Here is a 21,634-nt window from a genome sequence, read left to right on the forward strand (position 1 = left end):
GTGTCCAAGGCGTTAGCCCCTTTTGTGAAGATTTTTAAATTCTAGGTAGCAGACCTGAGGCGCGTCAACACGTTTTTCGAGGCAGAACAAAAAAGCATCACGCTGTACAGGAAATTGAAAGAAATGGGAAAGGCAGGGGGGGAAGCATGGAATGCACAGGATACCTGTATATTTGCCATCCGGTCAGGCATTCGGCGAATGCGCCTTGTTGCAGAAAACCCCATCGAAATTTTTACGCGAATTTTTACTTGCGGTTTTTCGCAAGGGCCGAATACAATCCGCCCCGTCTCACCAAAAGGAGTCCCTCGTGGACACATGCTCTAGCAGTGGAAGTTCGACGCCGGCCCGCGCCGGCGTCACAACCGCGAGTTAGTCGCCGCAGGATCCTTGTCCTTCGCCGCTAACTCGCCTGGTCGGGTTAGCGCGCTTCGTTGTAGCACGCTCCCTCTGTTGAATCGTCCGTCGCAAGCTTGCTTGCGAGGCGTTCTCACGTCGTCGTTCGTCGCCCGTCGCCCGTTTCGCGCGGGCTGGACGGAGGTGGGCTCATGTTCGTCAAAACGTTCGTTACGTTCTTTCTCGGTATTGCGCCGCTTCCCGCCCGTGCGGGCGGCGTCGTGCTGGCTCTCGTCGTCGCGGCCATCGTTCTGGCCGCGGCGCTATGTGCGTCGTCCGCCGCCGGTGAGATCGATCGCGCTATTCGCCTGAGTTGGTGGTTTTCGTAACCATCTTGTCGGGACATTGTCGCTGCGTTGTCGTTTTATGCAGCCAGCCTGTATTGCAACTCGCTTCTAGCGATTTAAAGTCATCGCCCCGGCCATCGCGCCGGGAAAACCTGCTTCGACCATTATGAAAAAGACCCTGAAAGGCACGCTGTCGTCCTCCGCTTTGTGTGTTCTGCTCGCGCCCGCCTTCACGCCGGCCGCTTTTGCGCAGACGAGCACGCAGGCCCAACCTGCCACGCCCGATGCGGCGCAGACGGAACCCGCCGCGACACCTGCGTCCGCACCCACAGGCTTGTGGGACCGTGCGACGCTGTTCGGCGACATGGGCGGCCTGCGCCCCTGGCTCGGCGAGCGCGGCATTACATTCGGCCTGCAGGAAACGAGTGAATATCTGAACAATCTCTCGGGCGGCACGCATCGTGGTGGCGCTTATGACGGGCTCACCGAAATGAGCGTTGGCGTGGATACGCAAAAGGCGTTCGGTCTGCCGGGTGGCATTTTCAATGTGTCCGCATTGCAGATTCACGGCACGAATCTCACGCAGCGCAATTTGCAGACACTGCAATCCGCAAGCGGAATCGAAGCCGACGCCACGACGCGCCTCTGGGAACTCTGGTATCAGCAAAGCTTCGCGGGCGGCAAGGCCGATGTGAAGATCGGCCAGCAAAGCGTCGATCAGGAATTCATGGGGAGTCAGTACGCAGGCGCGTTCATGAACGCGACGTTCGGCTGGCCCGTGCTGCCTTCTGCCGACATGCCGGCGGGCGGCCCCGCCTATCCGCTTTCGTCGCTGGGTGTGCGCCTGCGCGCGACGCCGTCCGATACGTGGACCGTGCTGGCGGGCGTTTTCGATGGCAGTCCGGCAGGCAGCGGCATGGGCGACCCGCAGCAACTGAACGCACATGACACGAACTTCAACCTGCACGACGGCGCGCTCTTCATCGGCGAAGTGCAGTACGCGCTCAACCCCGCGCCGGCCAACCCGGCAGATGCAAAAAATGCAGGATTGCCAGGCACTTACAAGCTGGGCCTCTGGTACCACACGCAGCAATTCGCCGACCAGCGCTACGACAACACGGGCTTGTCGCTCGCGAACCCGGCGAGCACGGGCATCCCGCAATCGCACCACGGCGACTATAGCTTCTATGCGGTCGCGGACCAGATGGTGTGGCGGCCCAGCGCGGACAGCCCGCAATCACTGGGCGTGTTCGCGCGCGTGATGGCCGCGCCCGGCGACCGCAATCTCGTGGATCTCGCGGTGAACGCCGGTGTGGTTTTGAAGGCGCCGTTCAAGGGACGCGACAACGACTCGGTAGGGCTCGCGGTGGGCTACGCAAAAATCGGCTCGCATGCGCAGGGTCTCGCGAGCGACATGGCGACATACACACCGGGCTATCCGTCGCGCAGCGCGGAGACCGTGCTGGAGGCGACTTATCAGTATCAGGTGGCGCCGTGGTGGCAGTTGCAGGCCGATTTCCAGTACTTCTTCAGGCCGGCGGGCGGCATCCCCGATCCGCAGGATCTCACGCGGCGCGTGGGAGACGAAGCGGTCGTGGGCGTGAGGACCGTGATCGTGTTCTGATGAGGTTCGCGTGTGGCAGGCGCGGTGGCGCAATTGAATCGAATTTCACAATAATCTAATTCACCGATTCGAGCGTAACGTCGCGCGATTGCCACACGTCCATGACATTTCCATGACGGCGCGAGTTTAGAAATTTCCTTTTCGCACAAAGTTTTAAGCGGGGAAATTCCGATATTTCCATATTCCGCAATTGACTGTTCCAGCGTGAGCGCACGCCCTTGCTCAAGCATCGACACTTAAACTTCGCTCCGGGATTGACGGGGTGGCTCCAATACCCGGGCCACTTCAGCGCGGTCTGAATGTCAGAAAGGAAAGTCATGAAGCACACTTTGATTGTTGCGGGCGTACTGAGCGCATTCGCAGTTTCGGCTCACGCGCAAAGCAGCGTCACGCTGTACGGCGCACTGGACGCGGGTATCGTCTATGCAAACAACGCTGGTGGCCACGCCGCATGGAATCAGGGCAGCGGCGCATTGTCCGATACGTACTTCGGCCTGAAGGGCAGTGAGGACCTGGGCGGTGGCGTGCATGCCATCTTCAGATTGGAGAACGGCTTCAATTTGAATAGCGGTAGCAACACGGAAGCTGGAACGATGTTCAACCGCCAGGCATACGTCGGTCTGCAAAGCGACCAGTACGGTGCGCTGACGCTGGGCCGCCAGTACGATTCGATGGTCGATTATCTGTCGCCGCTTTCGGAGGCCGGCTCGGGCTATGGCAACAACATGGCGGCTCACCCGTTCGACAACGACAACCTCGATCACTCGTTCTCGATCAAGAACTCGGTCAAGTACTCGAGCGCCAACTATGCAGGCTTCAAGTTCGGCGGCCTGTACGGCTTCAGCAACGACGCGGGCCAGTTCGCGAACAACCGCGCATGGAGCCTTGGTGCATCGTACGGCAACGGCCCGCTGAACTTCGCGGCGGCTTACCTGCAGATGAACAACTCGCGCACGACCAGCAATGCGAATGGCGCGAACTCGGCAGGCAGCGGCAATAACTTCAATCTCGCGGCGGAAACGCAGCGCACCTTCGGTGCGGGCCTGAACTACACGTATGGCCCGGCAACGGTGGGCTTCGTGTGGACCCACACGCAATACCAGGGCCTGATGTCGGGCGGCCAGGGCGGTGGCACGAACATCGTCTTCACGCAGCCGAACACGGGCCTGCGCCTCGACAACTTCGAGCTGAACGGCCGCTATGCGCTGACGCCGGCACTGAGCCTCGACGCGTCGTACACGTACACCGACGGCAAGCTCACCAGCAACGTTGGCTCGGCTGATCCGAAGTGGCACACGGTTTCGCTGCAGGCCGACTACTCGCTCTCGAAGCGCACCGACGTTTATGTCGAAGGCGTTTATCAGCACGCTTCGGGCCAGTTGAACGGTGTTTCGAACGTGGCCATGATCAACACGCTGTCGCCGTCGACCACGCCGAACCAGGTCGCCGCAACGGTGGGTCTGCGTCACCGCTTCTAAGCGAAGCTCGATCGTCCGATTATCCGGTCGGAATTCGGCCCGCTGTGCGAAATGCGCTCACGAGGTGCATTTCGCCAGCGGGCCGGTTGCTTTTCTCGTGCTGGCTGCGCCGCTTCAATTCGGCGCGATGGCCGAAGGATGCTGGGCGAGCGGCGTTACCGCGATTTTCATGAACGGGAAGAGCGGCAGCGCGGCAAGCAGCGTATGCAGCTCGTCGTTCGACTCCACATCGAAAACGCTGTAGTTCGCATACTCGCCCGCGACGCGCCACAAGTGACGCCATTTGCCTTCGCGTTGCAGCTTCTGTGAGAACGCTTTTTCTTCTGCCTTCAATGCGTCGGCGTAAGCAGCGTCGGTGCCGTGCGGAATTTGCACCTGCATGTGTACGAGATAGAGCACGTTCGATCTCCGGTTAATCATGAATGTGGGTTTTAATGCGTTCCCGGGATCAGCCCCAGACGAGAATCGCCACCGAATAGACGATGCCGATCCAGAACATCATGATGACCGTATAGCCCATGATGTCCTTGAGCTTGAGCCGCGAGAGCGCGAGCGCCGGCAGGATCCAGAACGGTTGCACCAGATCGTTCCAGGCGTTGCCGAGCATTACGGCTACGGAGGTGTGACTCACCGATGCGCCAATCGTCTTGGCCGCTTCGATCATGAACGGGCCCTGGATGACCCAGTGGCCGCCGCCCGAGGGTGCGAAGAAGTTGATGACGAACGAACTGATCAAGCCCCAGAACGGCAGCGTGGCAGGCGTAGCGACTTTGACGAAGGCTGCGGAGAGCGTATCGACGAGCCCCGAGGACGCCATGATCGCCATGATGCCCGCGTAGAACGGATACTGGAGAATGATGCCGCTGATCGTGCGAATGCCTTCATTGAGTTTCTCGACGTAGCGGATGGGCGTGCCCAGCAGCAGGATGCCGAGAAACAGAATAAAGAAGTTGATGAGGTTCAGGTCGATCGAGCCGCCCTGGACGAAGTGCAGCGCCACGTAGCCCATGCCGATTGCGCCGATCACAAAGCTCAACAGGCGGCTGTTGTTGAGGCGATGGGCGAGCGTGCCGCTTTCGTCGGTGTCGAGCACGGGGGCGGCGGCCTTGGGCGCCGCGTCGAGCGCGCGGTCGATTTCCTTCACGGGTTGGCCCGCTTTTGGATGCAACCACGCGTTCAGAAGCGGCAGCGTCACGATGGTCACGAGGCTCGTGATCAGCATGGTGGGCGAAAAAATTGTTTCGGAGAGCGGAATGATGCCCATCTGCGCTTCGAGCGGATGGCCCTTGGTCGAGATCAGCACGGGAATGCTGGCGGAGAGGCCCAGGCCGTAGAGCGTGAAGGCGCTGTATGCGGAGGCGATGATGAGCGGATAGTGCACGCCCTTCACACGCAATGCGAGCTTGCGCGCGACAATGCCGCCCACCACGAGGCCGAAACCCCAGTTGAGCCAGCTGCCGATGCCGCCCACCAGCGTCGCCACGATAATTGCCGTGCGTGGCGAGCTTACATGCGAGACGAGGCGGTCGAGAAGGCGGTCGGTGAGCGGTGCAGTGGCGAGCACGTAGCCCATCGCGAGAATCACGGCCATCTGTGTCGTGAAAGCAAGCAGCGCCCAGAAGCCCTTGCCCCAGCTTGTAGTCAGCGCGGTAATGGCCTGGCCTTGCACGGTCACGGCCAGCACCATGGTGAGCAAGGTGAGGCCGATCGCGAAGACAAAGGGATCGGGCAAGTACCGGCGCATTAGCTCGGTGAAAAACGCGGTGATTCTTTGCATGGGTCTGTCTCTTTTCAGTCGTAATCGTTGTGTGGTCTCTCTCGCCGTGACATCGCGCTCACGCGAGCGTTCGGTTCAATCCTTGTCGGGCGGTGTGGTTTTACGATGCTTCGCTAGCCGCATGAGCTGGCGGTCGCGCCACGCCACGCGCGCCTCCCATTGATCGAGCGGCAACGCTGTGCGCAGCGCGGTTTCCACCTGCGCGACGAGTTCGGGTGTCCATGGGTCGTGCTGGCCGCGCTCGGCGCCCATCCGTTCATAGGACGGCCCCATCTTCAGCGCGTGCGAGGCGATGCCGCCGCGCGTGTTCAAGTCGACGGTCTCGAACGGGCCGATCACGGACCAGCGCGGCGCGAGCCCTTCGCGCATCACCGTGTCGATGTCGTCGACGGAGGCCACGCCGTCGCGCACGAGGCAATACGCTTCGCGCAGCAGCGCGCCTTGCAGCCGGTTGAAGACGAAGCCGGCCACTTCCTTTTTTACGTGCACGGGCAGCAGGCCCGCTTCGGTATAGAGCGCAATTGCGCGCGTGGTGGCGGCCGGAGCCGTGAACGGCGCGGGCACGATCTCGACCACGGGCACGAGATAGGGCGGATTGCCGGGATGCGCGACGAGGCAGCGCGCATGGCCCGGGAAGGTCTCATCGACAAATTTCGAGGCCGCGAGAAATGATGAGGCGCTCGCGAGAATCGCATGCTCTGGCGCGGCGCGATCGATTTGCGCGAAGAGTTCGCGCTTCAGTTCGGCGCGCTCGGGTGCGCATTCCTGTACGAGATCGGCGTCGGCGGCCGCGGCTTCCAGCGTGGCAACCACCTCCACGCGCGCGGCGATCTGCGCCGCGCTTTCATCGATCAGCGCGAAGCGCGCGAGGTCCGAGAGACGCGCGTTGAGTTCGGCGGGCGCCGCCGCGCGCCGTGCTGCGTCCGGATCGAAGAGGCGCACGCGCCAGCCGGTGCGCGCGAACTGAAGCGCGAACGCCACGCCAATGCTGCCTGCGCCGACGATGCCCGCGCGCCGCGCGCCAGCGGCCGTTGCAGTCGTGCCGCTGCGTGAATCGAGGTGGTCGGCGGGTGGCATCGTCAGACTCCCGCGACGCCGACCGTCATGCCGCCGCATACATAGAGCACCTGGCCCGTGACGAAGCCGCTGCGCGCGTCGAGCAGATACGAGGCGGCGTGCGCGATGTCGTCGGGCGTGCCCACGCGCTTCACCGGCACCGCGTTGATGATGGCTTGGGTGCGCGGCGCATCGGGCGGGTTGGCGCGATCGAACAGCTCGGTGCGGATGGGGCCCGGGCCGATAGCATTGGCGGTAATGCCGAATGCGCCCAACTCCAGCGCCCACACGCGCGTCATGCCGATGAGCGCCGCCTTGGTGGCCGAGTACGCGGTGCGCAGCTCCTTGCCGAGCGCCGCGCGCGACGACATGTTCACGATGCGCCCGAACCCCGCGGCCTTCATGCCAGGCAGCAGCGCCTGCATGCACTGCTGCGCGCAGCGCACGTTGAGCGCCCACGCGCGTTCGAGCTCGTCGAGCGTCTGGTGTTCGGCATCCGCCGGAACCACGATGCCTACATTGTTGATAAGGCGCGTGATGGGGCCGTCCGCGAGCGCGCGCGCGAGCGCTTGCGCCGTGGCCTCGATATCGGAGAGGTCGGCGATGATGCCGTCGCCCACGCGGTCGATCACAACCGCTTCGTAGCCGTCTGCCTCGCAGCGGGCGGCACACGCGGCGCCAATGCCGGCGGCGCCGCCGGTGATCAAAACTCGTTCTTTAGCCATGTCGGGAATGCGGATCGAGATAATTTTGGAATGCTGAATGAATTCAAACGGTGGCGACCGGCGTGACCGGCGAGCCCATCGCGCCCGGCAGCCGCAACGGCGGCGCGGTGAGCATGAAGCGCGAGCGCTGGTGCTCGCGCAGCCACGCGGCGAGATCGCGCAAATACCAAAGCTCGCCGAGCGGCAGGCCCAGCTTGAAGAGACAGTGATGATGCAGCGGCATGAGCGGGTGCTCGCCCGGCGTGGCGGGCTCGCGCGCGGGGTAGCGCTCGACTGCGTAGTTGTCGGCGGCGAGCGCGGCAATGCCCGAGTCGGTGATCCACTGCAAAAGGCGCGCGTCGCGGCCGTCGAGCGCGCTGCAATGGCGCGCGAGCACGGCTTCGTCGGGCTGGCGGTTCATTTCCAGCACCATTTCGGCGAAGCCGGTGCGCAGCACGAGCATGTCGCCGCGCTCCACTTCGACGCGGTCCGCCTGCATCACGCGCATGAGGTCGTCGTAGCCGACGGTGCGGTATTCGCGTCCGAAATGCGCGGCCAGGTCGATCAGCACACCGCGGCCCTGCATGCCCTTTACCGCGAGGTTCTCGATGCCGAGCACATCGGCGTGGCTGTGCTCGCCGCCGCAGGCGTGTGGCGCGAAGCCGTTTTCCGCGCGGTATTCCATCGGGCCGACGATGTCCTGGTTCGCGCGATAGCCGTTGTAATAGACGCTTTCGGCCACGCCGTCGGCATCGGCGTCGAAGCGCGCGCCCACGTGCGCGAGCGCATCCCATTGCGTCGAATATTGCAGCGAAAGCAGCACCTGGTCGTCGCTCACGACATCGGTGGCGCCGGGCTGATTGCGCGCGAACGGGAAGTTCACATAGGGCAGGCCGTCGCGAAAGGTCGGACGCAGCACGGGCGGATGGCGGCGCACATTGAGCTTGCTCTCGCCCGGAAAGTCGAGTGGCAGCGAGAGCGTGAAGCTGAGCCCCGCGCGAATTTCGCGGGCGCCTTTGAGCACTTGCTCCGCGCCGATGAGGTTGGGGCGGCCCAACTGATCGTCGGGGCCGAAGTCGCCCCAGTTCGAGCCTTCCGGCCGGTTCTTCCAACGCATGCTTCGTTCCTCCCCGTCCTTGCCGGACGGTTACGCCATGACTGCCGCCGGCGCTGAGCCTTCAGGCGGCCAGCAGCGATGGCGGGATTTGCGCGAATACTTCGAGCAGCGCCTGCACGGCGTGCTGCTCGTTGCTCAGGAGGCGCGCCTTGGGCGCGCCGATGACGAGCGCGAACGCTTCGCCGTGAATCAGAAAACCGCGCGCGAGGCCGGCCACGTCTTCGATGCTTTCGCCCGTCGAGCGATGCCAGCCGTCCGCTATGCCTTGCTCGATCTCGCGCTCGAAGGTTGCACGATCAACGAACGAGCCGCCGGGCGCTATCGTCAACGGCTCGCAGCTGTCGAGCAGCTTGCGCCGCGGCGTGGGGGCCAGCGCGCCGAGCAGCGCCTTGCCGGCCGCGCTCGTGACCGACATGAAGCCGCCGGGTTCGTCGCTGTAACGGATCTTCTGGCGCGACTCCATCACGTCGAGATAGACGACGCGGTTGCCCGCCAGCGTGGCCAGCGCGGCGGTTTCGCCGGTGGTGTCGCGCAGCGTGGCGAGCAGCGGCTGGAACATCAGCGTCAACGGGTCTTCGCTGCAGATGTCGCGCGCGACATGCAGGAGACGCTGCGTGGGGTAATAGCCGGCCTTCACGCCCGGAGCGTAGAGATAGCCCTTGGCCACCATCGTCTGCAACAGCGCGTGGCAGCTCGATAGCGGGATCTCGGTTCGACGCGCAATCTCGCTGTAGATCATGGGTTGCCGGACTTCGGCAAAGAGGTTGATCACGTCGAAGACGCGCACTGCAGTTTTCACATCCATGAGATCATTATCGGCATATCGATAATATTCTGACAACAGGCTTTCGGGTAAACACCTAAATCGCGCGATCGGCGGCCCAGACTGAGGATAGGGCGGATTCGGGTTATCCCTTGGTTGACGCTATAAAGCGAGCGCTTCATAGTCCGCACCGCTCGGCGACTGTTCGATAAATGAAAGGTTGTTCGGTAATCGAACGCCGATGATGCGCCTGCAGCCGCATCTAGAAGCGGCGTGTTTCGCATCGGAAAAGTCCCGGGCTCGGCGTGTTTCGCATCAGAAACGCGGCGTCCGACATCGATTTCTGGAGACGCAACGTGGCAGCTTCCTCTCTCGACAACCCGCATCACCAGGCCCCGCATGACCCGGCCCGTCAGGCCCGCAAGGCCGGCATCGCGTCGTTCGTCGGCACGACGATCGAGTGGTACGACTTCTACGCATACAGCACGGCGGCGGCGCTCGTGCTCGGCAAACTGTTTTTCCCTTCGAGCTCGCCGATGGTCGGCACGCTCGCGGCGTTCGCCTCGTTCTGGGTGGGCTTTCTCGCGCGCCCGATTGGCGGCATCGTGTTCGGCCACCTGGGCGACAAGGTGGGCCGCAAGAAGACCCTCATCATCACGCTCATGCTGATGGGCTTTTGCACCACGGCGATGGGCTTTCTGCCCACCTATGCCCAGGCGGGCGTGACCGCGCCGGTGCTGCTCATCTTTTTGCGGCTGCTGCAGGGGATCGCGATGGGCGGCGAGTGGGGCGGCGCGGTGGTGCTTTCATCCGAGCACGCGCCCAAGGGCAAGGAGATTCTCTATTCGGCCTTTGCGCAACAGGGCTCGCCCGCGGGCAACCTGCTCGCGACGGTGGCGTTTCTCGTGATTTCGATGCTCCCTGACCATCAGTTCATGACGTGGGGCTGGCGCGTGCCGTTCCTGATGTCGGCGCTGCTGGTGATCGTGGGCATGTTCATCCGCATGAGCGTGGACGAATCACCGGCTATGAAGGAACTGCAAGCGAAGAACAAAGTGGTGAAGCTGCCGATCGGCGAAGTGCTGCGTCACCACAAGTCGCTTGTGGCGATGGGCGTGGGTGCGTGCGTGATCGCGCTTTCGGCCACCTACTTCAAGACCACGTTCGCGCTGTCGTGGGCCGTGACCTCGATTGGGTTCGATCGCACGCAATTCCTGAGCGTCATCACTTTCGCGATCGTCGTGCAACTGATCGTGCAGCCGTTTGGCGCGGTGCTGGCCACCAAGCTCGATCTCAAGAAGGCGATCATCTACATGCTGGTGCCCGAGATCGTGGCGCTGCCGATCATGTTCATGATGATCGCCACGGGCTCGACCAAGCTCGCGATGTTCGGCATGGCGCTGGCCTCGATTCCGCATTCGCTTTATTACGCGGCCATGGCCGGCATGCTCGCGAAGGCCTTCCCGGCGCAGGTGCGCTACACGGGCATTTCGCTTTCGTACCAGATCTGCGGCATGGTGTTCGCGGGCACGACGCCGATTCTCGGCCAGTTCCTGCTGGGCGCCACGGGCAGCATTCTTTCGGTGGTCGCGCTCGGCATCGTGCACGTGATCATCACGCTGGTGTGCGCGCTGATGCTGGTGTCGCGCATGCACAGCCAGGAGGCGATGTCCGAGCGCAGCGCAGTGGCGCAGCGGGTTTGAATTGCTGCGTGGGGCGCGGCGCGCCTCACCGCCTCCCCGCCTCCACCTCCAGATAAAGCTCGCGCAACGCCTGCCCGAACACGGTATCCACTTCGCGCTGCACGCCTGCGCGCGTGAACAGCGCGATGGGCGGCAGCGTCCAGTCGAAGGTGTACGGCACGATCGCCACGCCCGCGATATGCACGAGCTCCTCGGCGATATCGGCGGGCACGATCGACACCGCGTTCTCGTTCGTCGCGATCATTTCGCCGATCAGCCGCGACGTGTAGCTCTCCATGATCGGCACCGGTGGGGGCACGCCCGCGTGCAAGAAGAGGTCGGAGATCTGTTCGCGCATGGGCGTGTTCGGCGCGCCCAAAATCCATTCGAGTTCCGCGAGCTTTTGCCAGCTCGACTTGCTGCGCCCGAGCCGCGCGGCGAGGCGCCGGCTCGCGATCAAGCGCGGCGTTTGCTGATACAGCACGTCGAAGCGCAACTGGCTCACCTCGGCGGTGGACGAGGCCCGCCCGATCACGAGGTCGAGCGTGTGGTCGCGCAGGAGCGGCAGCAGCGTGTCGGTCGTGCCTTCGTGGATCGTCATGGTCACGCGCTGCGGCAGGCGCGACTGCGCGAGCCGGATGGCCGCCGCGAGCGTGCGCCCTGAAATGAACGGAATCACGCCCACGTGCATCCGCGTGGCATGGCCCGCATGCACCGCTTCGATGTCGCGCGCCAAGTGGTCGAGGTCGTGCAGCATGGCCTGCGCGCGGGCCAGCACGACGTTGCCGAGCGCCGTGGGCGTCATGCCGCGCGGCGAGCGGTCGAACAGCGGCGCGCCAAACAGGCTCTCCATCTCGGCCAGCGCGTTGGTCACCGCCGGCTGGCTGGTCGCCATGTGCTCGGCCACCCGCGTGAGCGAGCCGTGCTGGCGGATCTGCAGGAGCAGCACCAGATGGCGCATTTTCAGGCGCGCGTTCAGGCGCCTTGTGACTTCTTCGGTACTGAATGACACGGTCCGGTAGCCCCGGGAGGGGTATCAGGAAAAAATAATGGCCCCATACTAAATCAAAATGGGGTCGCTATGCCGGCTCTCTAGAATGCCCTCATTCGAACACAACCGGCGCGCCGCCCTGGCGACCGGCACCATATTGGAGTGAGGAACATGAACAAGACCGAACGTCAGGCCGCCCTCGAATACCACGAATTCCCCACCCCGGGCAAGATTTCGGTCACGGCCAGCAAGCCGCTGGTCACCCAGCGCGATCTCGCGCTCGCCTATACGCCGGGCGTGGCCGTCGCTTGCGAGGAAATCGTCACCGACCCGCAGAACTCGTTCCGTTACACGGCGCGCGGCAATCTGGTGGGCGTGATCACCAACGGCACGGCCGTGCTGGGCCTCGGCAATATCGGTGCGCTCGCTTCCAAGCCGGTCATGGAAGGCAAGGCGGTGCTGTTCAAGAAGTTCGCCGGCATCGACGTGTTCGACATCGAAGTCACTGAAAGCGATCCCGACAAGCTCGTGGACATCATCGCGAGCCTCGAAGCCACCTTCGGCGGCATCAATCTGGAAGACATCAAGGCGCCGGACTGCTTCACGGTCGAGCGCAAGCTGCGCGAACGCATGAAGATTCCGGTCTTCCACGACGATCAGCACGGCACCGCCATCACCGTTTCGGCCGCGTTCCTGAACGGCCTGAAAGTGGTGGGCAAGGACATCACGAAGGTCAAGGTCGTGGCCTCGGGCGCGGGCGCAGCGGCGCTCGCATGTCTGGACCTGATGGTGGATCTGGGCCTGCCGCTCAAGAACATCTGGGTGACCGACCTCGCGGGCGTGGTCTATCAGGGCCGCACGGAGTTGATGGATCCGGACAAGGAGCGCTTCGCGCAGGACACCTCCGCGCGCTCGCTTGCCGAAGTGATCGACGGCGCGGACGTGTTCCTCGGCCTCTCCGCCGGCGGCGTGCTCAAGGCGGAAATGGTCAAGAAGATGGCGGACCAGCCGTTCATTCTCGCGCTTGCCAACCCCACGCCGGAAATCTTCCCCGAGGTTGCGCTCGAAGCGCGCCCGGACGCGGTGATCGCCACGGGCCGTTCGGACTTCCCGAACCAGGTCAACAACGTTCTGTGCTTCCCGTACATTTTCCGCGGCGCACTCGATGTGGGCGCAACGACCATCACGCGCAACATGGAAATCGCGGCGGTGCACGCGATTGCGAAGCTCGCCGAAGAAGAAGTCAATGACTCGGTGGCCGCGGCCTACGGCGCTTACGATCTGCGCTTTGGTCCGACGTATCTGATTCCGCGTCCGTTCGACTCGCGCCTCATCGTGCGCATCGCGCCGGCGGTGGCGAAGGCCGCGATGGAAGACGGCGTGGCGACGCGCCCGATCGACGACTTCGGCGCCTACACGAACGAGCTGCAGCAGTTCGTGTATCACTCGGGCGCGTTCATGAAGCCGATCTTCGCGGCGGCCAAGCAGTTCGTGCGCGATGGCGCGAAGGCGCGCATCGTGTTCGCGGAAGGCGAGGAGGAGCGCGTGCTGCGCGCGGTGCAGGTGATCGTCGACGAGAAGCTCGCGCGTCCGATCCTGATCGGCCGTCCCGAAGTGCTGCTTGCGCGCATCGAGAAGTTCGGCCTGCGCCTGAAGCTCGGCGAAGACGTGGAAGTGACGAATCCTGAGTACGACGAACGTTTCCATCAGTACTGGACCACGTATTGGGAACTGCGTTGCCGCGATGGCATTTCGAAAGAAATGGCGCGCGTGGAAATGCGCCGCCGCCTCACGCTGATCGGCGCGATGATGGTGCGCCTGGGCGACGCGGACGGCATGATCTGCGGCACGGTGGGCGCGTATCACGACCACCTGCGCTTCGTCGACGAAGCGATCGGCATGCGCCGTGGCGCGAAGACCTACGCGGCGATGAACATCCTGCTGCTCGACAAGCGCACGGTCGCCATCGTGGACACGCACGTGAACGACAACCCGAACGCAGAGCAGATCGCCGAATTCACGCTCGCAGCGGCGCGCCAGATGGAGTGGCTCAATCTCGCACCGAAGGTCGCGCTGCTCTCTCGCTCGAACTTCGGCTCGGGCAGCTCGGCATCGGGCACGAAGATGCGCGAAGTGCTCAAGCTCGTGACCGAGCAGAATCCGGATCTCGAAGTGGATGGCGAAATGCACGGCGACTGCGCGCTCGACGAAGCGCTGCGCCAGCGCATCCTCCCGCATTCGAAGCTCAAGGGCGCGGCGAACCTGCTGGTGTGCCCGAACGTGGACTCGGGGAACATTGCGTACAACCTGCTCAAGACCGGCGCGGGCAGCAATGTGGCGGTGGGGCCGTTCCTGCTCGGCGTGAATGCGCCGGTGAACGTGCTCACGTCGAGCTCGACGGTGCGACGCATCATCAATATGACGGCGTTGACGGTGCTTCAGGCCAACCGTGACTGAATCGCGTCTGATCAGGCGCGATAGATGAAGAAAGGCAGTGGTCCGCAAGGGCCACTGCCTTTTTGTTTTGTTGCTAATTGCGTTTCTCGGTCCGGTTTACAGACCTCGGGGTGGCGTGATCAAGCCCATCGCGTAGCGTCGATAGATCCAGCCCGAACCGGCGCCGGAGATGGATACCGCGGCTACCAGAACCAGAATCTGCGCGAACTGGATCACCGGGCCGTGGCGGCCGTCGCGAACAGCGTAAGAGATTAACGCGGCGATTCCCATGAGCAGGACAGCGGCAACGCATATCGTCAGAGCGATGGTGAGCCAGGTGCCGATAATGATCATGGCGTGCCCGTGAGTGTCGCGCCAGGCGGCGCGCCAGCTTAGCGGCCTGCCGATTGCGACGTGACTCGACAGGAGGCATAGCCTCACATTCACCCAGATTGCCGCCATCGCCATGGCGCAAGCGCTTGTCATGTATAGCGCACGCGCATGCCCATGGATGCCGAGGAAGCGCGATGCCGTTGCAACGAGCATGGTGCCGCCCACCACCGCGACGATCATGACCACCATCAGGCCATACGTCAGCCCCAAATAGCGCCAGTAATCGCGGCCACCCAATGCGTCGATGGCGATGGCTTCATCGCCGAGTACAACGTAGCGCATCGCCTGGACAATGACCGCATTCGTGAGCAGGAGCTTTACCAGCCACAACATGCCGATCACGAGCATCACCTGCAGGGAGTGCGGTGCGGGAAGGTCGCCCAGGGAGACCTGAATGAAGCGAGTGAAAAAAATCGCAGTTGTGCATACGGCAATGAATAACGGCCGCTGCAGCGCCATGTTCCACGCGTCGCGCCATGCCCCGGCGACGCACTCCCCGAAAGAGATTGTCTGCATCCCAGACTCCTGCACCGTTTCGACGGCGTTCGATTAGCGTTCTATCGATCTACGCACACGAGGCTTTGAGTCGTTCATCTTCGACGCCTCGGTAGTGTCGCGATAATGTCGCGATTTTCCATGTCTGCCAGGAGGCTCGACTGTTCATTAGCGCGCATTGGCTGTCGAAAAACTAACGACAGCTGGATGGCGTCACGAAGAAGTAACGCGAGCCATGCGTGTGCTTGCCGTCCTTCAGTTTTTCATGCGAATGCGCAAAACGCGCAACAGGCAGCGCGGCTGGCCAGCGACGCGGCGCGGACGGCGGCGCGCGGCAATCAAGGCGCTGATCGAGGCGTCCGCTCAACGTGTCGATGCGGGCTCAGCGCTCGTGAACGATGCGGGCAACGTGATCGGAGAAATGGTTGGCTCGGTCGAGCGTGTGACGGCGATCGTCGGCGAGATCGCCGCGGCATCGCAGGAGCAGAGCACCGGCATCGAGCAGGTGAACGTGGCGGTCGCGCAGATGGACGAGACCACGCAACACAATGCAGCGCTCGTCGAGGAGGCCTCCGCAGCGGCGCATGCGCTCGCGGAACAGGCGGTGGAATTGCGTGAAGCGGTGGGGGTATTCAAGCTCGCGTGAGCCGCGAGCCTTTCAAGTCGAAAATGGGATTAAACCCTTAATTTCGAATGCGGGCTTAATCCCAATTGAGGGCTTAATCCCAATGATGATGCTTGCCGTGGCGATGGTGGCTGCCGTAGTGGTAATCGTTGGAATAGGAGTTCGAGCGCGAGATATTGCCGCCGAGTGCTGCACCGGCGCCGCCGCCCAATGCCGCGCCAACGAGGCCGCCGCTGCGTCCGCCCATGGCGTTACCCGCCGCCGTGCCTGCGCCGCCACCCAGTGCGCCGCCGATGATGGCGCCCGTGCGTTCGCGGCGGTTCGACGTGACTGCGCCGCCTGCGCCGCCACCCACCGCGCCACCGATCACGGAGCCCGTGGGGCCGCCCACTGCACCGCCGATTGCCGCGCCGGCCAGACCGCCGAGTCCGCCGCCCAGCGCGTTGTTCATGTCGCCAGCCGTGGCGGGCAACGAAACTGCAGCGGCCAGCGCCGCAATTGCAACCATCGGGATGAATTTTTTCGACATGGATAATCCACTTGTTTTAGGACGGTGCTGAGTATAGCGATCAACCTGAAAGGTCTCTGTAACAAACACGGCCTTGTGGGGTAAGACGTGTAACAAAATACTCCTGCCGTTGTAATGCAACGCTAGGGCGTTGCATGAATAGAAATAATCGGGTTGAAACGCGGTTCGGTATTGTTCTGACGAAAAAGCTGGAATAAGCGCTTTGTGTAAATGGAGTTGTAGGGTTCGCAGAAATTTGGCTGTAAGTGCCCGCTGCTAGAGTCGTCGCAGGCGTCGTGCCTTCCGTGGCAGTCCGAACCAGATCGACCACTTCATGCATAAAGCCCGCGCGTTTCGGCCCTTCAAGTCTCTCGCGCTACTTCTGGCCTCGCTTTTCGCGCTGTGCCTGAGCGTGCCTGGCTGGGCCTTCCAGACGAGAATCGTCTCGATCCCCAGTACGGCGATGAATCGCGCATTCGGCGCCACCGTGGTGCTACCCGACGACTACGCGCGCGGCAGCGGCGCGGCGCGCTATCCGGTGATTTACGTGTTGCACGGCTCGGGCGGCAGTTACGCCGATTGGACCTCGAACACGCACATCGGCAAGCTGGCGGACCGTTATCACGTGATACTGGTGATGCCCGATGGCGGCCACGAAAGCTGGTACATCGATAGCCCGTTCGACCCCGCGAGCCGCTACGAAACTTATGTGGGCACCGAGGTCGTGTCGTATATCGACGCGCATTTCCGCACGCTCGCTTCGCGCGAGACACGTGCAATCACAGGCCTGAGCATGGGCGGCTTCGGCGCGCTGCGCATCGCGCTCGATCATCGCGAGACGTTTGGCGCGGCCGGCAGCATCAGCGGCGCAGTCGATCCGCGCAACTGCGAGGACGAGCCCGGCATCGACCGCGTATTCGGCAATCCTGCGCGCCACGCGGACTTCTGGACGCGCAATGCCATCGTGGAGGACGCGGACGGTTTCGCACATGCGCATATCGCGCTTACCATCGATTGCGGCGTGAGCGATTATTTCGTGCAGTCGAACCGTGCGCTGCACGACAAGCTCATTGCGCTAGGCGTGCCGCATGATTACGCCGAACGCCCCGGCGGGCATACTTGGCCGTACTGGTCGAATGCCATCCGCTATCAGGTTTTGTTTTTTGCCACGTCGTTCAGGCATAACGGATGGCACTCGCCCGCGCGGCAAGTCTGATGCCGATTTGGTTCGCGCTTCAGCGAACCGGCAATTCGAGCCGCGCGAGTTCCGCGAAATAGCGTGCGCCGGTCATCAGAATGTCGTCGTTGAAATCGTAGCTCGCGTTATGGAGCGGCACGCCTCCGCGCTCGGGCACGTCGCCGTTGCCGATAAAGACGAAATTGCCGGGCACGGCCTGAAGAAACGCGCCGAAATCCTCGGAGATCATCATTGGCTGGACGTTTGCGTCGACGGCCGATTCGCCGGCGACGTTGCGTGCGGCGTTGACGGCGACGTCCAGATATTCGGGCGAATTGACCGTTGGCGCGAACTCATGCGTGTATTCGAAGCTGCATTCCACGCCGTGCGTTGCGCAGATGCCCACGCTGATTTCCCGCATGCGCGTTTCGAGCAGCGTTTGCACTTCTTTCGAATAGCTCCGCGTATCGCCCTTGATGATCACATTCGACGGAATCACATTGCGGATGCCGTCCGTAATGAATTCCGTGCATGAGATCACGGCCTGCAGGCCCGGGTCGAGATTGCGCGAAACGATCGTCTGCAAGGCGAGCACGATCTGCGAGGCGATGACGATGGGGTCCACGCCCATATGCGGACGCGCTGCGTGCGTGCCTCGGCCTTTGATATGGATAACGAAGTTATCCTCGCTCGCCATAATCCCGCCCGCGCGCGTGGCGAAGGTGCAGGCGCGCATGCCGGGCATATTGTGCGCGCCGAAAATCGCGTCCACGGGAAAGCGCTCGAACAGCCCGTCCGCCATCATCGCCTTCGCGCCCCGGCCATGCTCTTCGGCGGGCTGAAAGATAAAGCGCACGGTGCCGTCGAAATCGCGCCGCTCAGCCAGCAGGCGGGCAGCGCCGAGGATCATCGACATATGGCCGTCGTGCCCGCACGCATGCATCTTTCCCGCATTGAGCGAGGCGTGCCCGCGGCCCGGCGCGCATTCGGCGATGTTCAGCGCATCCATGTCGGCGCGCAGGCCGATGGCGCGCTTGCCGCTGCCGACCGTGAGGTTGGCCACCAGCCCGGTGCCGCCGATGCCGCGATGGACCTCGAGCCCCAGCGTCTTCAGGATGCCGGCGACGTAGTCGGACGTGTTGACTTCCTCGAAGCCGGTTTCCGGGCGTTGGTGCAGATACTGGCGCCAACTTTTCAATTGTCCCTGCAGGGTGCTTTCCATGGATGCGTCCTTGTCGGTGCCGGTTGATGGTTAGCGTGCCGGTTATGCGTTCGAGGTTGCGTTCGAGGTTGCGTTCGAGGTTGCGTTCGAGGTTGTGTTCGCTTGTGCAGCCCATTCGTCGCGGCGCGTGGCTACCGTGTCGGCGCTTGCGCCAACGAGCTCCGCATAAACGCCGGGAGCCGTTGCGCCTTCGGTGCTGATCAGCAGCACGCGTGACTGCGCATTCAGCCCCACCGCATGCGCGAGAGCGGGGGCGTGCATCAGTTTCGCGAGACCGGCGAGACCGGCGGCGCCCGATTCACCGGAAACGATGGGCACGTCGTCGCCCGATCCGGCGGCGAGCGTACGCATGGCCGCCACCGCGTCTTCGTCCTCGATGAGCATGAAGTCGTCGATGCACGCTTGAAGAATCTTCCATGCGAGCGGGGACGTCTCTCCGCACGCGAGGCCGGCCATGACCGAGTCGACCGAGCCCGTGGCTTTCGCGGCGTGTCCCGCGAGCGCGCTCTGATAGAGGCAATCGGCTTGCCGCGGCTCGACCACGACGAAGCGCGGGCGATTCGCCCCGTAGTGCTCCCACAGGTAGCTGGCTACGCCCGCCGCGAGCCCGCCCACGCCGCCTTGCAGGAAAACGTGCGTGAAGGCAGGCTCGCCCGAGGTTGTGCTCGATTGTTCGATGACCTCCGCCGCGATCGTGCCGTACCCCTGCATGACGTCGCGCGGAATGGCTTCGTAGCCTTCGTATGAGGTATCGGACACGACGTGCCAGCGGTTGGCCTTCGCGAGTTGAGCCGCATGCTCGACCGATTCGTCGTAATTGCCCGCGATGCGCACGACGCGCGCGCCATAGGCCGCAATAGCCTGCTCGCGCTCGGCGCTGACGTTCGCATGCAGGACGATTACGCAGTGGCAGCCGATCGATTGGGCCGCTGCGGCCAGCGCTTTGCCGTGGTTGCCGTCGGTCGCGCTGATGACGGTGAAGTTCGACACGAGCTCGCGGTGGCGGCCCGCGATCAGCGCTTGCGGATCGACGTCGTGGCTGGGCCACAGGCGCATGATCAGCCGCATCAGCGCAATGGGCGCGCCGAGCGCCTTGAAGCTGCACAGCGGCGAGCGCAGCGATTCGTCCTTTACGGCGAGGTGTGCGACGCCGAGTTGCGCGGCGGCGTGGGGCAGATTCCAGAGCGGCGTCGGCTCCGGGTTGATCAAATCCCAATGGGAGAGCCAGGCGCGGCTTTGATCGGCCGATTTCACGTTCAGGATCGCGCGAAGCGTCTCGGGATAGGGGCTGCGGGCGACGCGGGAATGGGCGAGCGGCATGTGACGGGCTCCTGGGCCAAAGACGGCCTCGACGATTTGAACTCACGGCGCGAACGCCGCCGACCCGGAAATGATATTGCGCATGCCACGCGAAAAAGTCTCATAATCGCGACCGTACACGCAAAAAATTATCGATTTTCCAGGTAAAAACGGATCTCGGGTCAAGGGTGAAATGGCGACAAATCTCGACGCTTTCGATTGCAAGTTGCTGATGGAGGTGCAGCGCGACGCGCAGATTCCGCAAAACGAATTGGGCGCCCGCGTGAATCTCTCGACCGCAGCGGTCAACCGCCGGCTGCGGCGGCTCGCCGACGAAGGCGTGATCGACCACTACGCGGCCATCGTGGCTCCCGAAAAAGTCGACCATCCGATCACGATTGTCGTGACCGTCGAAGTGGAGAGCGAGCAGATTGATTTGCTAGACGCCATGAAGCGCACGTTTGCGCAGTGTCCGCAGATTCAGCAATGCTATTACGTGGCGGGCGAATGGGATTTCGTGCTGATTCTCGCGGTACGCAATATGGACCAATACACCGAACTCACGCGCCAGCTTTTTTTCTCGAACAACAACGTGAAGCGCTTCAAGACGCTCGTGAGCATGAGCCGTGTGAAGGTCGGGCTCGAAGTGCCACTCATGCCGCTCGCCCCGCTCGCACTGGACGAGGGCGAGGGCTAAGCGGCTTTCGCCGTATCGATATCAGGCGATGGTGTCGACCACGCCGCCGTCCACGCGCAATGCCGCTCCCGTGGTGGCGGAGGCCTGCTGCGAGCATGCATAGACCACCATGTTCGCCACTTCGTCCACGCTCGCCGCGCGGCGGATGATGGACGAGGCGCGGTGTTGCTGCACGAAAGCCGCCGCGACTTCCTCGATGGATTGGCCCGTTTTCGCGACTTCGTCCTTGAGCATCGCTTCCACGCCTTCCGAAAGCGTCGGGCCGGGCAGCACGGAATTGACCGTCACGCCGGTGCCGGCGAGCCGTTTGGCGAGGCCGCGCGCCACGGCGATCTGCGCGGTCTTGGTCATGCCGTAATGGATCATGTCGGAGGGAATATTCAGGCCCGACTCCGACGAAATAAACACGATGCGCCCCCAGCCCTGCTTGACCATTGCGCCCGCGTAGGCGCGTGAGAGCCTCACGCCCGACATCACGTTGGTTTCGAAAAAGCGCAGCCATTCGCTGTCGGGAATGGAGAAGAAGTCTTCCTGCGCGAAGACGCCGAGATTGTTCACGAGAATGTCCACTCGCGGATGCGCTTTCACGAGCGCCTCGCAGCCTGCGTCGTTCGAGAGGTCGCCGACGAAACCCTGCACCTGCGCGCCCGGCACGGCCTTGCGCACTGCCGCTTCGGCGTCTCGCACGTTGGCTTCGTGACGGCTGCTCACGATCACGCTGGCGCCAGCGCCGGCCAGCCCTTTGACGGTGGCGAGCCCGATGCCCGCCGCCGACCCGGTAACTAATGCGAGCTTTCCTGACAAATCGATTTTCATCGTAGCTCCTGTCTCATGCAAAGCGTGGGTGAAACGCGCCGCGTCGACACACAGGGCGATGACCGGCGTGAGGAGAACCGGCAGTGTACTGCGG

General features: G+C 63.1%; 19 protein-coding genes and 1 pseudogene. 8 read left to right on the forward strand and 12 right to left on the reverse strand.

Annotated elements, in window-relative coordinates:
* The first annotated feature begins 545 nt into the window (after positions 1-545).
* From HV773_RS08440 to HV773_RS08450, 3 genes are all read left to right on the forward strand, one after another.
* Positions 546-722: a hypothetical protein gene (locus tag HV773_RS08440; protein ID WP_175194730.1), complete on the forward strand. Its 177-nt coding sequence runs from the start codon at positions 546-548 to the stop codon at positions 720-722.
* Positions 723-846: 124 nt separating this feature from the next.
* The gene (locus tag HV773_RS08445) at positions 847-2,304 is read left to right on the forward strand and encodes a carbohydrate porin (RefSeq protein WP_175194732.1); all 1,458 of its coding nucleotides are present in this window, start codon (positions 847-849) and stop codon (positions 2,302-2,304) included.
* A gap of 317 nt (positions 2,305-2,621) precedes the next feature.
* On the forward strand, positions 2,622-3,782 hold the full coding sequence (locus HV773_RS08450) for a porin (RefSeq protein ID WP_175194734.1): 1,161 nt from the start codon (positions 2,622-2,624) through the stop codon (positions 3,780-3,782).
* Positions 3,783-3,896: 114 nt separating this feature from the next.
* Here HV773_RS08450 and catC read toward each other — a convergent pair whose 3' ends face one another.
* From catC to HV773_RS08480, 6 genes are all read right to left on the reverse strand, one after another.
* Positions 3,897-4,181, reverse strand: coding sequence for a muconolactone Delta-isomerase (gene catC / locus HV773_RS08455; protein WP_175194736.1), 285 nt, complete (start codon positions 4,179-4,181; stop codon positions 3,897-3,899).
* A 49-nt stretch (positions 4,182-4,230) separates the two neighbouring features.
* Entirely contained in the window at positions 4,231-5,559 is a 1,329-nt protein-coding gene (locus HV773_RS08460; protein ID WP_175194738.1) for a short-chain fatty acid transporter, read from the reverse strand.
* Positions 5,560-5,634: 75 nt separating this feature from the next.
* The gene (locus HV773_RS08465) at positions 5,635-6,636 is read right to left on the reverse strand and encodes a 3-hydroxyacyl-CoA dehydrogenase (RefSeq protein ID WP_175194740.1); all 1,002 of its coding nucleotides are present in this window, start codon (positions 6,634-6,636) and stop codon (positions 5,635-5,637) included.
* 2 nt (positions 6,637-6,638) lie between these two features.
* Positions 6,639-7,340 (reverse strand): SDR family oxidoreductase, encoded by a 702-nt coding sequence (locus HV773_RS08470; RefSeq protein ID WP_175194742.1) that lies wholly within the window; start codon positions 7,338-7,340, stop codon positions 6,639-6,641.
* Between the two features lie 43 nt (positions 7,341-7,383).
* Positions 7,384-8,436: a cyclase family protein gene (locus tag HV773_RS08475; RefSeq protein WP_175194744.1), complete on the reverse strand. Its 1,053-nt coding sequence runs from the start codon at positions 8,434-8,436 to the stop codon at positions 7,384-7,386.
* Positions 8,437-8,497: 61 nt separating this feature from the next.
* Complete coding sequence (locus HV773_RS08480) at positions 8,498-9,241, reverse strand: IclR family transcriptional regulator (protein WP_175194746.1); 744 nt, start codon at positions 9,239-9,241, stop codon at positions 8,498-8,500.
* Between the two features lie 314 nt (positions 9,242-9,555).
* Between HV773_RS08480 and HV773_RS08485 the strand changes: the two genes are divergently transcribed.
* Complete coding sequence (locus HV773_RS08485; protein WP_175194748.1) at positions 9,556-10,902, forward strand: MFS transporter; 1,347 nt, start codon at positions 9,556-9,558, stop codon at positions 10,900-10,902.
* A 25-nt stretch (positions 10,903-10,927) separates the two neighbouring features.
* On the opposite strand, the gene HV773_RS08490 is transcribed toward HV773_RS08485, so the two are convergent.
* Positions 10,928-11,893, reverse strand: coding sequence for a LysR family transcriptional regulator (locus HV773_RS08490; RefSeq protein WP_175194750.1), 966 nt, complete (start codon positions 11,891-11,893; stop codon positions 10,928-10,930).
* Positions 11,894-12,043: 150 nt separating this feature from the next.
* On the opposite strand from HV773_RS08490, the gene HV773_RS08495 reads away from it, so the two are divergent.
* Entirely contained in the window at positions 12,044-14,329 is a 2,286-nt protein-coding gene (locus tag HV773_RS08495; protein ID WP_175194752.1) for an NADP-dependent malic enzyme, read from the forward strand.
* Positions 14,330-14,425: 96 nt separating this feature from the next.
* On the opposite strand, the gene HV773_RS08500 is transcribed toward HV773_RS08495, so the two are convergent.
* The gene (locus HV773_RS08500) at positions 14,426-15,217 is read right to left on the reverse strand and encodes a hypothetical protein (RefSeq protein ID WP_175194754.1); all 792 of its coding nucleotides are present in this window, start codon (positions 15,215-15,217) and stop codon (positions 14,426-14,428) included.
* Positions 15,218-15,533: 316 nt separating this feature from the next.
* On the opposite strand from HV773_RS08500, the pseudogene HV773_RS08505 reads away from it, so the two are divergent.
* A pseudogene (locus HV773_RS08505) lies at positions 15,534-15,842 on the forward strand (methyl-accepting chemotaxis protein); the annotation flags it as partial.
* Positions 15,843-15,915: 73 nt separating this feature from the next.
* Here the strand turns inward: HV773_RS08505 and HV773_RS08510 are convergent.
* Positions 15,916-16,350 (reverse strand): hypothetical protein, encoded by a 435-nt coding sequence (locus HV773_RS08510; protein ID WP_175194758.1) that lies wholly within the window; start codon positions 16,348-16,350, stop codon positions 15,916-15,918.
* A gap of 313 nt (positions 16,351-16,663) precedes the next feature.
* Here HV773_RS08510 and HV773_RS08515 point away from each other — a divergent pair, with 313 nt between their 5' ends.
* Positions 16,664-17,545 carry an alpha/beta hydrolase gene (locus HV773_RS08515; RefSeq protein ID WP_175194760.1) on the forward strand — a complete coding sequence of 294 codons (882 nt, stop codon included), beginning with the start codon at positions 16,664-16,666 and terminating at the stop codon, positions 17,543-17,545.
* Positions 17,546-17,564: 19 nt separating this feature from the next.
* On the opposite strand, the gene HV773_RS08520 is transcribed toward HV773_RS08515, so the two are convergent.
* Positions 17,565-18,728: a M20 aminoacylase family protein gene (locus HV773_RS08520; RefSeq protein ID WP_175194761.1), complete on the reverse strand. Its 1,164-nt coding sequence runs from the start codon at positions 18,726-18,728 to the stop codon at positions 17,565-17,567.
* Positions 18,729-18,770: 42 nt separating this feature from the next.
* Complete coding sequence (locus HV773_RS08525) at positions 18,771-20,048, reverse strand: diaminopropionate ammonia-lyase (RefSeq protein ID WP_175194763.1); 1,278 nt, start codon at positions 20,046-20,048, stop codon at positions 18,771-18,773.
* Between the two features lie 172 nt (positions 20,049-20,220).
* Between HV773_RS08525 and HV773_RS08530 the strand changes: the two genes are divergently transcribed.
* Complete coding sequence (locus HV773_RS08530; RefSeq protein WP_175194765.1) at positions 20,221-20,724, forward strand: Lrp/AsnC family transcriptional regulator; 504 nt, start codon at positions 20,221-20,223, stop codon at positions 20,722-20,724.
* A 21-nt stretch (positions 20,725-20,745) separates the two neighbouring features.
* Here HV773_RS08530 and HV773_RS08535 read toward each other — a convergent pair whose 3' ends face one another.
* On the reverse strand, positions 20,746-21,540 hold the full coding sequence (locus HV773_RS08535; protein ID WP_175194767.1) for an SDR family NAD(P)-dependent oxidoreductase: 795 nt from the start codon (positions 21,538-21,540) through the stop codon (positions 20,746-20,748).
* Positions 21,541-21,634: the final 94 nt, after the last annotated feature.

It is taken from the genome of Paraburkholderia caffeinitolerans (assembly GCF_902859945.1).
GTDB lineage: Bacteria > Pseudomonadota > Gammaproteobacteria > Burkholderiales > Burkholderiaceae > Paraburkholderia > Paraburkholderia caffeinitolerans.

Coding starts and splice junctions, on each gene's coding strand:
- HV773_RS08535 (WP_175194767.1), bottom strand. CDS start 21,540: ATGAAAATCGATTTGTCAGGAAAGCTCGCATTAGTTACCGGGTCGGCG.
- HV773_RS08440 (WP_175194730.1), top strand. CDS start 546: ATGTTCGTCAAAACGTTCGTTACGTTCTTTCTCGGTATTGCGCCGCTT.
- HV773_RS08450 (WP_175194734.1), top strand. CDS start 2,622: ATGAAGCACACTTTGATTGTTGCGGGCGTACTGAGCGCATTCGCAGTT.
- HV773_RS08525 (WP_175194763.1), bottom strand. CDS start 20,048: ATGCCGCTCGCCCATTCCCGCGTCGCCCGCAGCCCCTATCCCGAGACG.
- HV773_RS08445 (WP_175194732.1), top strand. CDS start 847: ATGAAAAAGACCCTGAAAGGCACGCTGTCGTCCTCCGCTTTGTGTGTT.
- HV773_RS08460 (WP_175194738.1), bottom strand. CDS start 5,559: ATGCAAAGAATCACCGCGTTTTTCACCGAGCTAATGCGCCGGTACTTG.
- HV773_RS08530 (WP_175194765.1), top strand. CDS start 20,221: ATGGCGACAAATCTCGACGCTTTCGATTGCAAGTTGCTGATGGAGGTG.
- HV773_RS08515 (WP_175194760.1), top strand. CDS start 16,664: ATGCATAAAGCCCGCGCGTTTCGGCCCTTCAAGTCTCTCGCGCTACTT.
- HV773_RS08520 (WP_175194761.1), bottom strand. CDS start 18,728: ATGGAAAGCACCCTGCAGGGACAATTGAAAAGTTGGCGCCAGTATCTG.
- HV773_RS08500 (WP_175194754.1), bottom strand. CDS start 15,217: ATGCAGACAATCTCTTTCGGGGAGTGCGTCGCCGGGGCATGGCGCGAC.
- HV773_RS08470 (WP_175194742.1), bottom strand. CDS start 7,340: ATGGCTAAAGAACGAGTTTTGATCACCGGCGGCGCCGCCGGCATTGGC.
- HV773_RS08465 (WP_175194740.1), bottom strand. CDS start 6,636: ATGCCACCCGCCGACCACCTCGATTCACGCAGCGGCACGACTGCAACG.
- HV773_RS08495 (WP_175194752.1), top strand. CDS start 12,044: ATGAACAAGACCGAACGTCAGGCCGCCCTCGAATACCACGAATTCCCC.
- HV773_RS08510 (WP_175194758.1), bottom strand. CDS start 16,350: ATGTCGAAAAAATTCATCCCGATGGTTGCAATTGCGGCGCTGGCCGCT.
- HV773_RS08475 (WP_175194744.1), bottom strand. CDS start 8,436: ATGCGTTGGAAGAACCGGCCGGAAGGCTCGAACTGGGGCGACTTCGGC.
- HV773_RS08480 (WP_175194746.1), bottom strand. CDS start 9,241: ATGGATGTGAAAACTGCAGTGCGCGTCTTCGACGTGATCAACCTCTTT.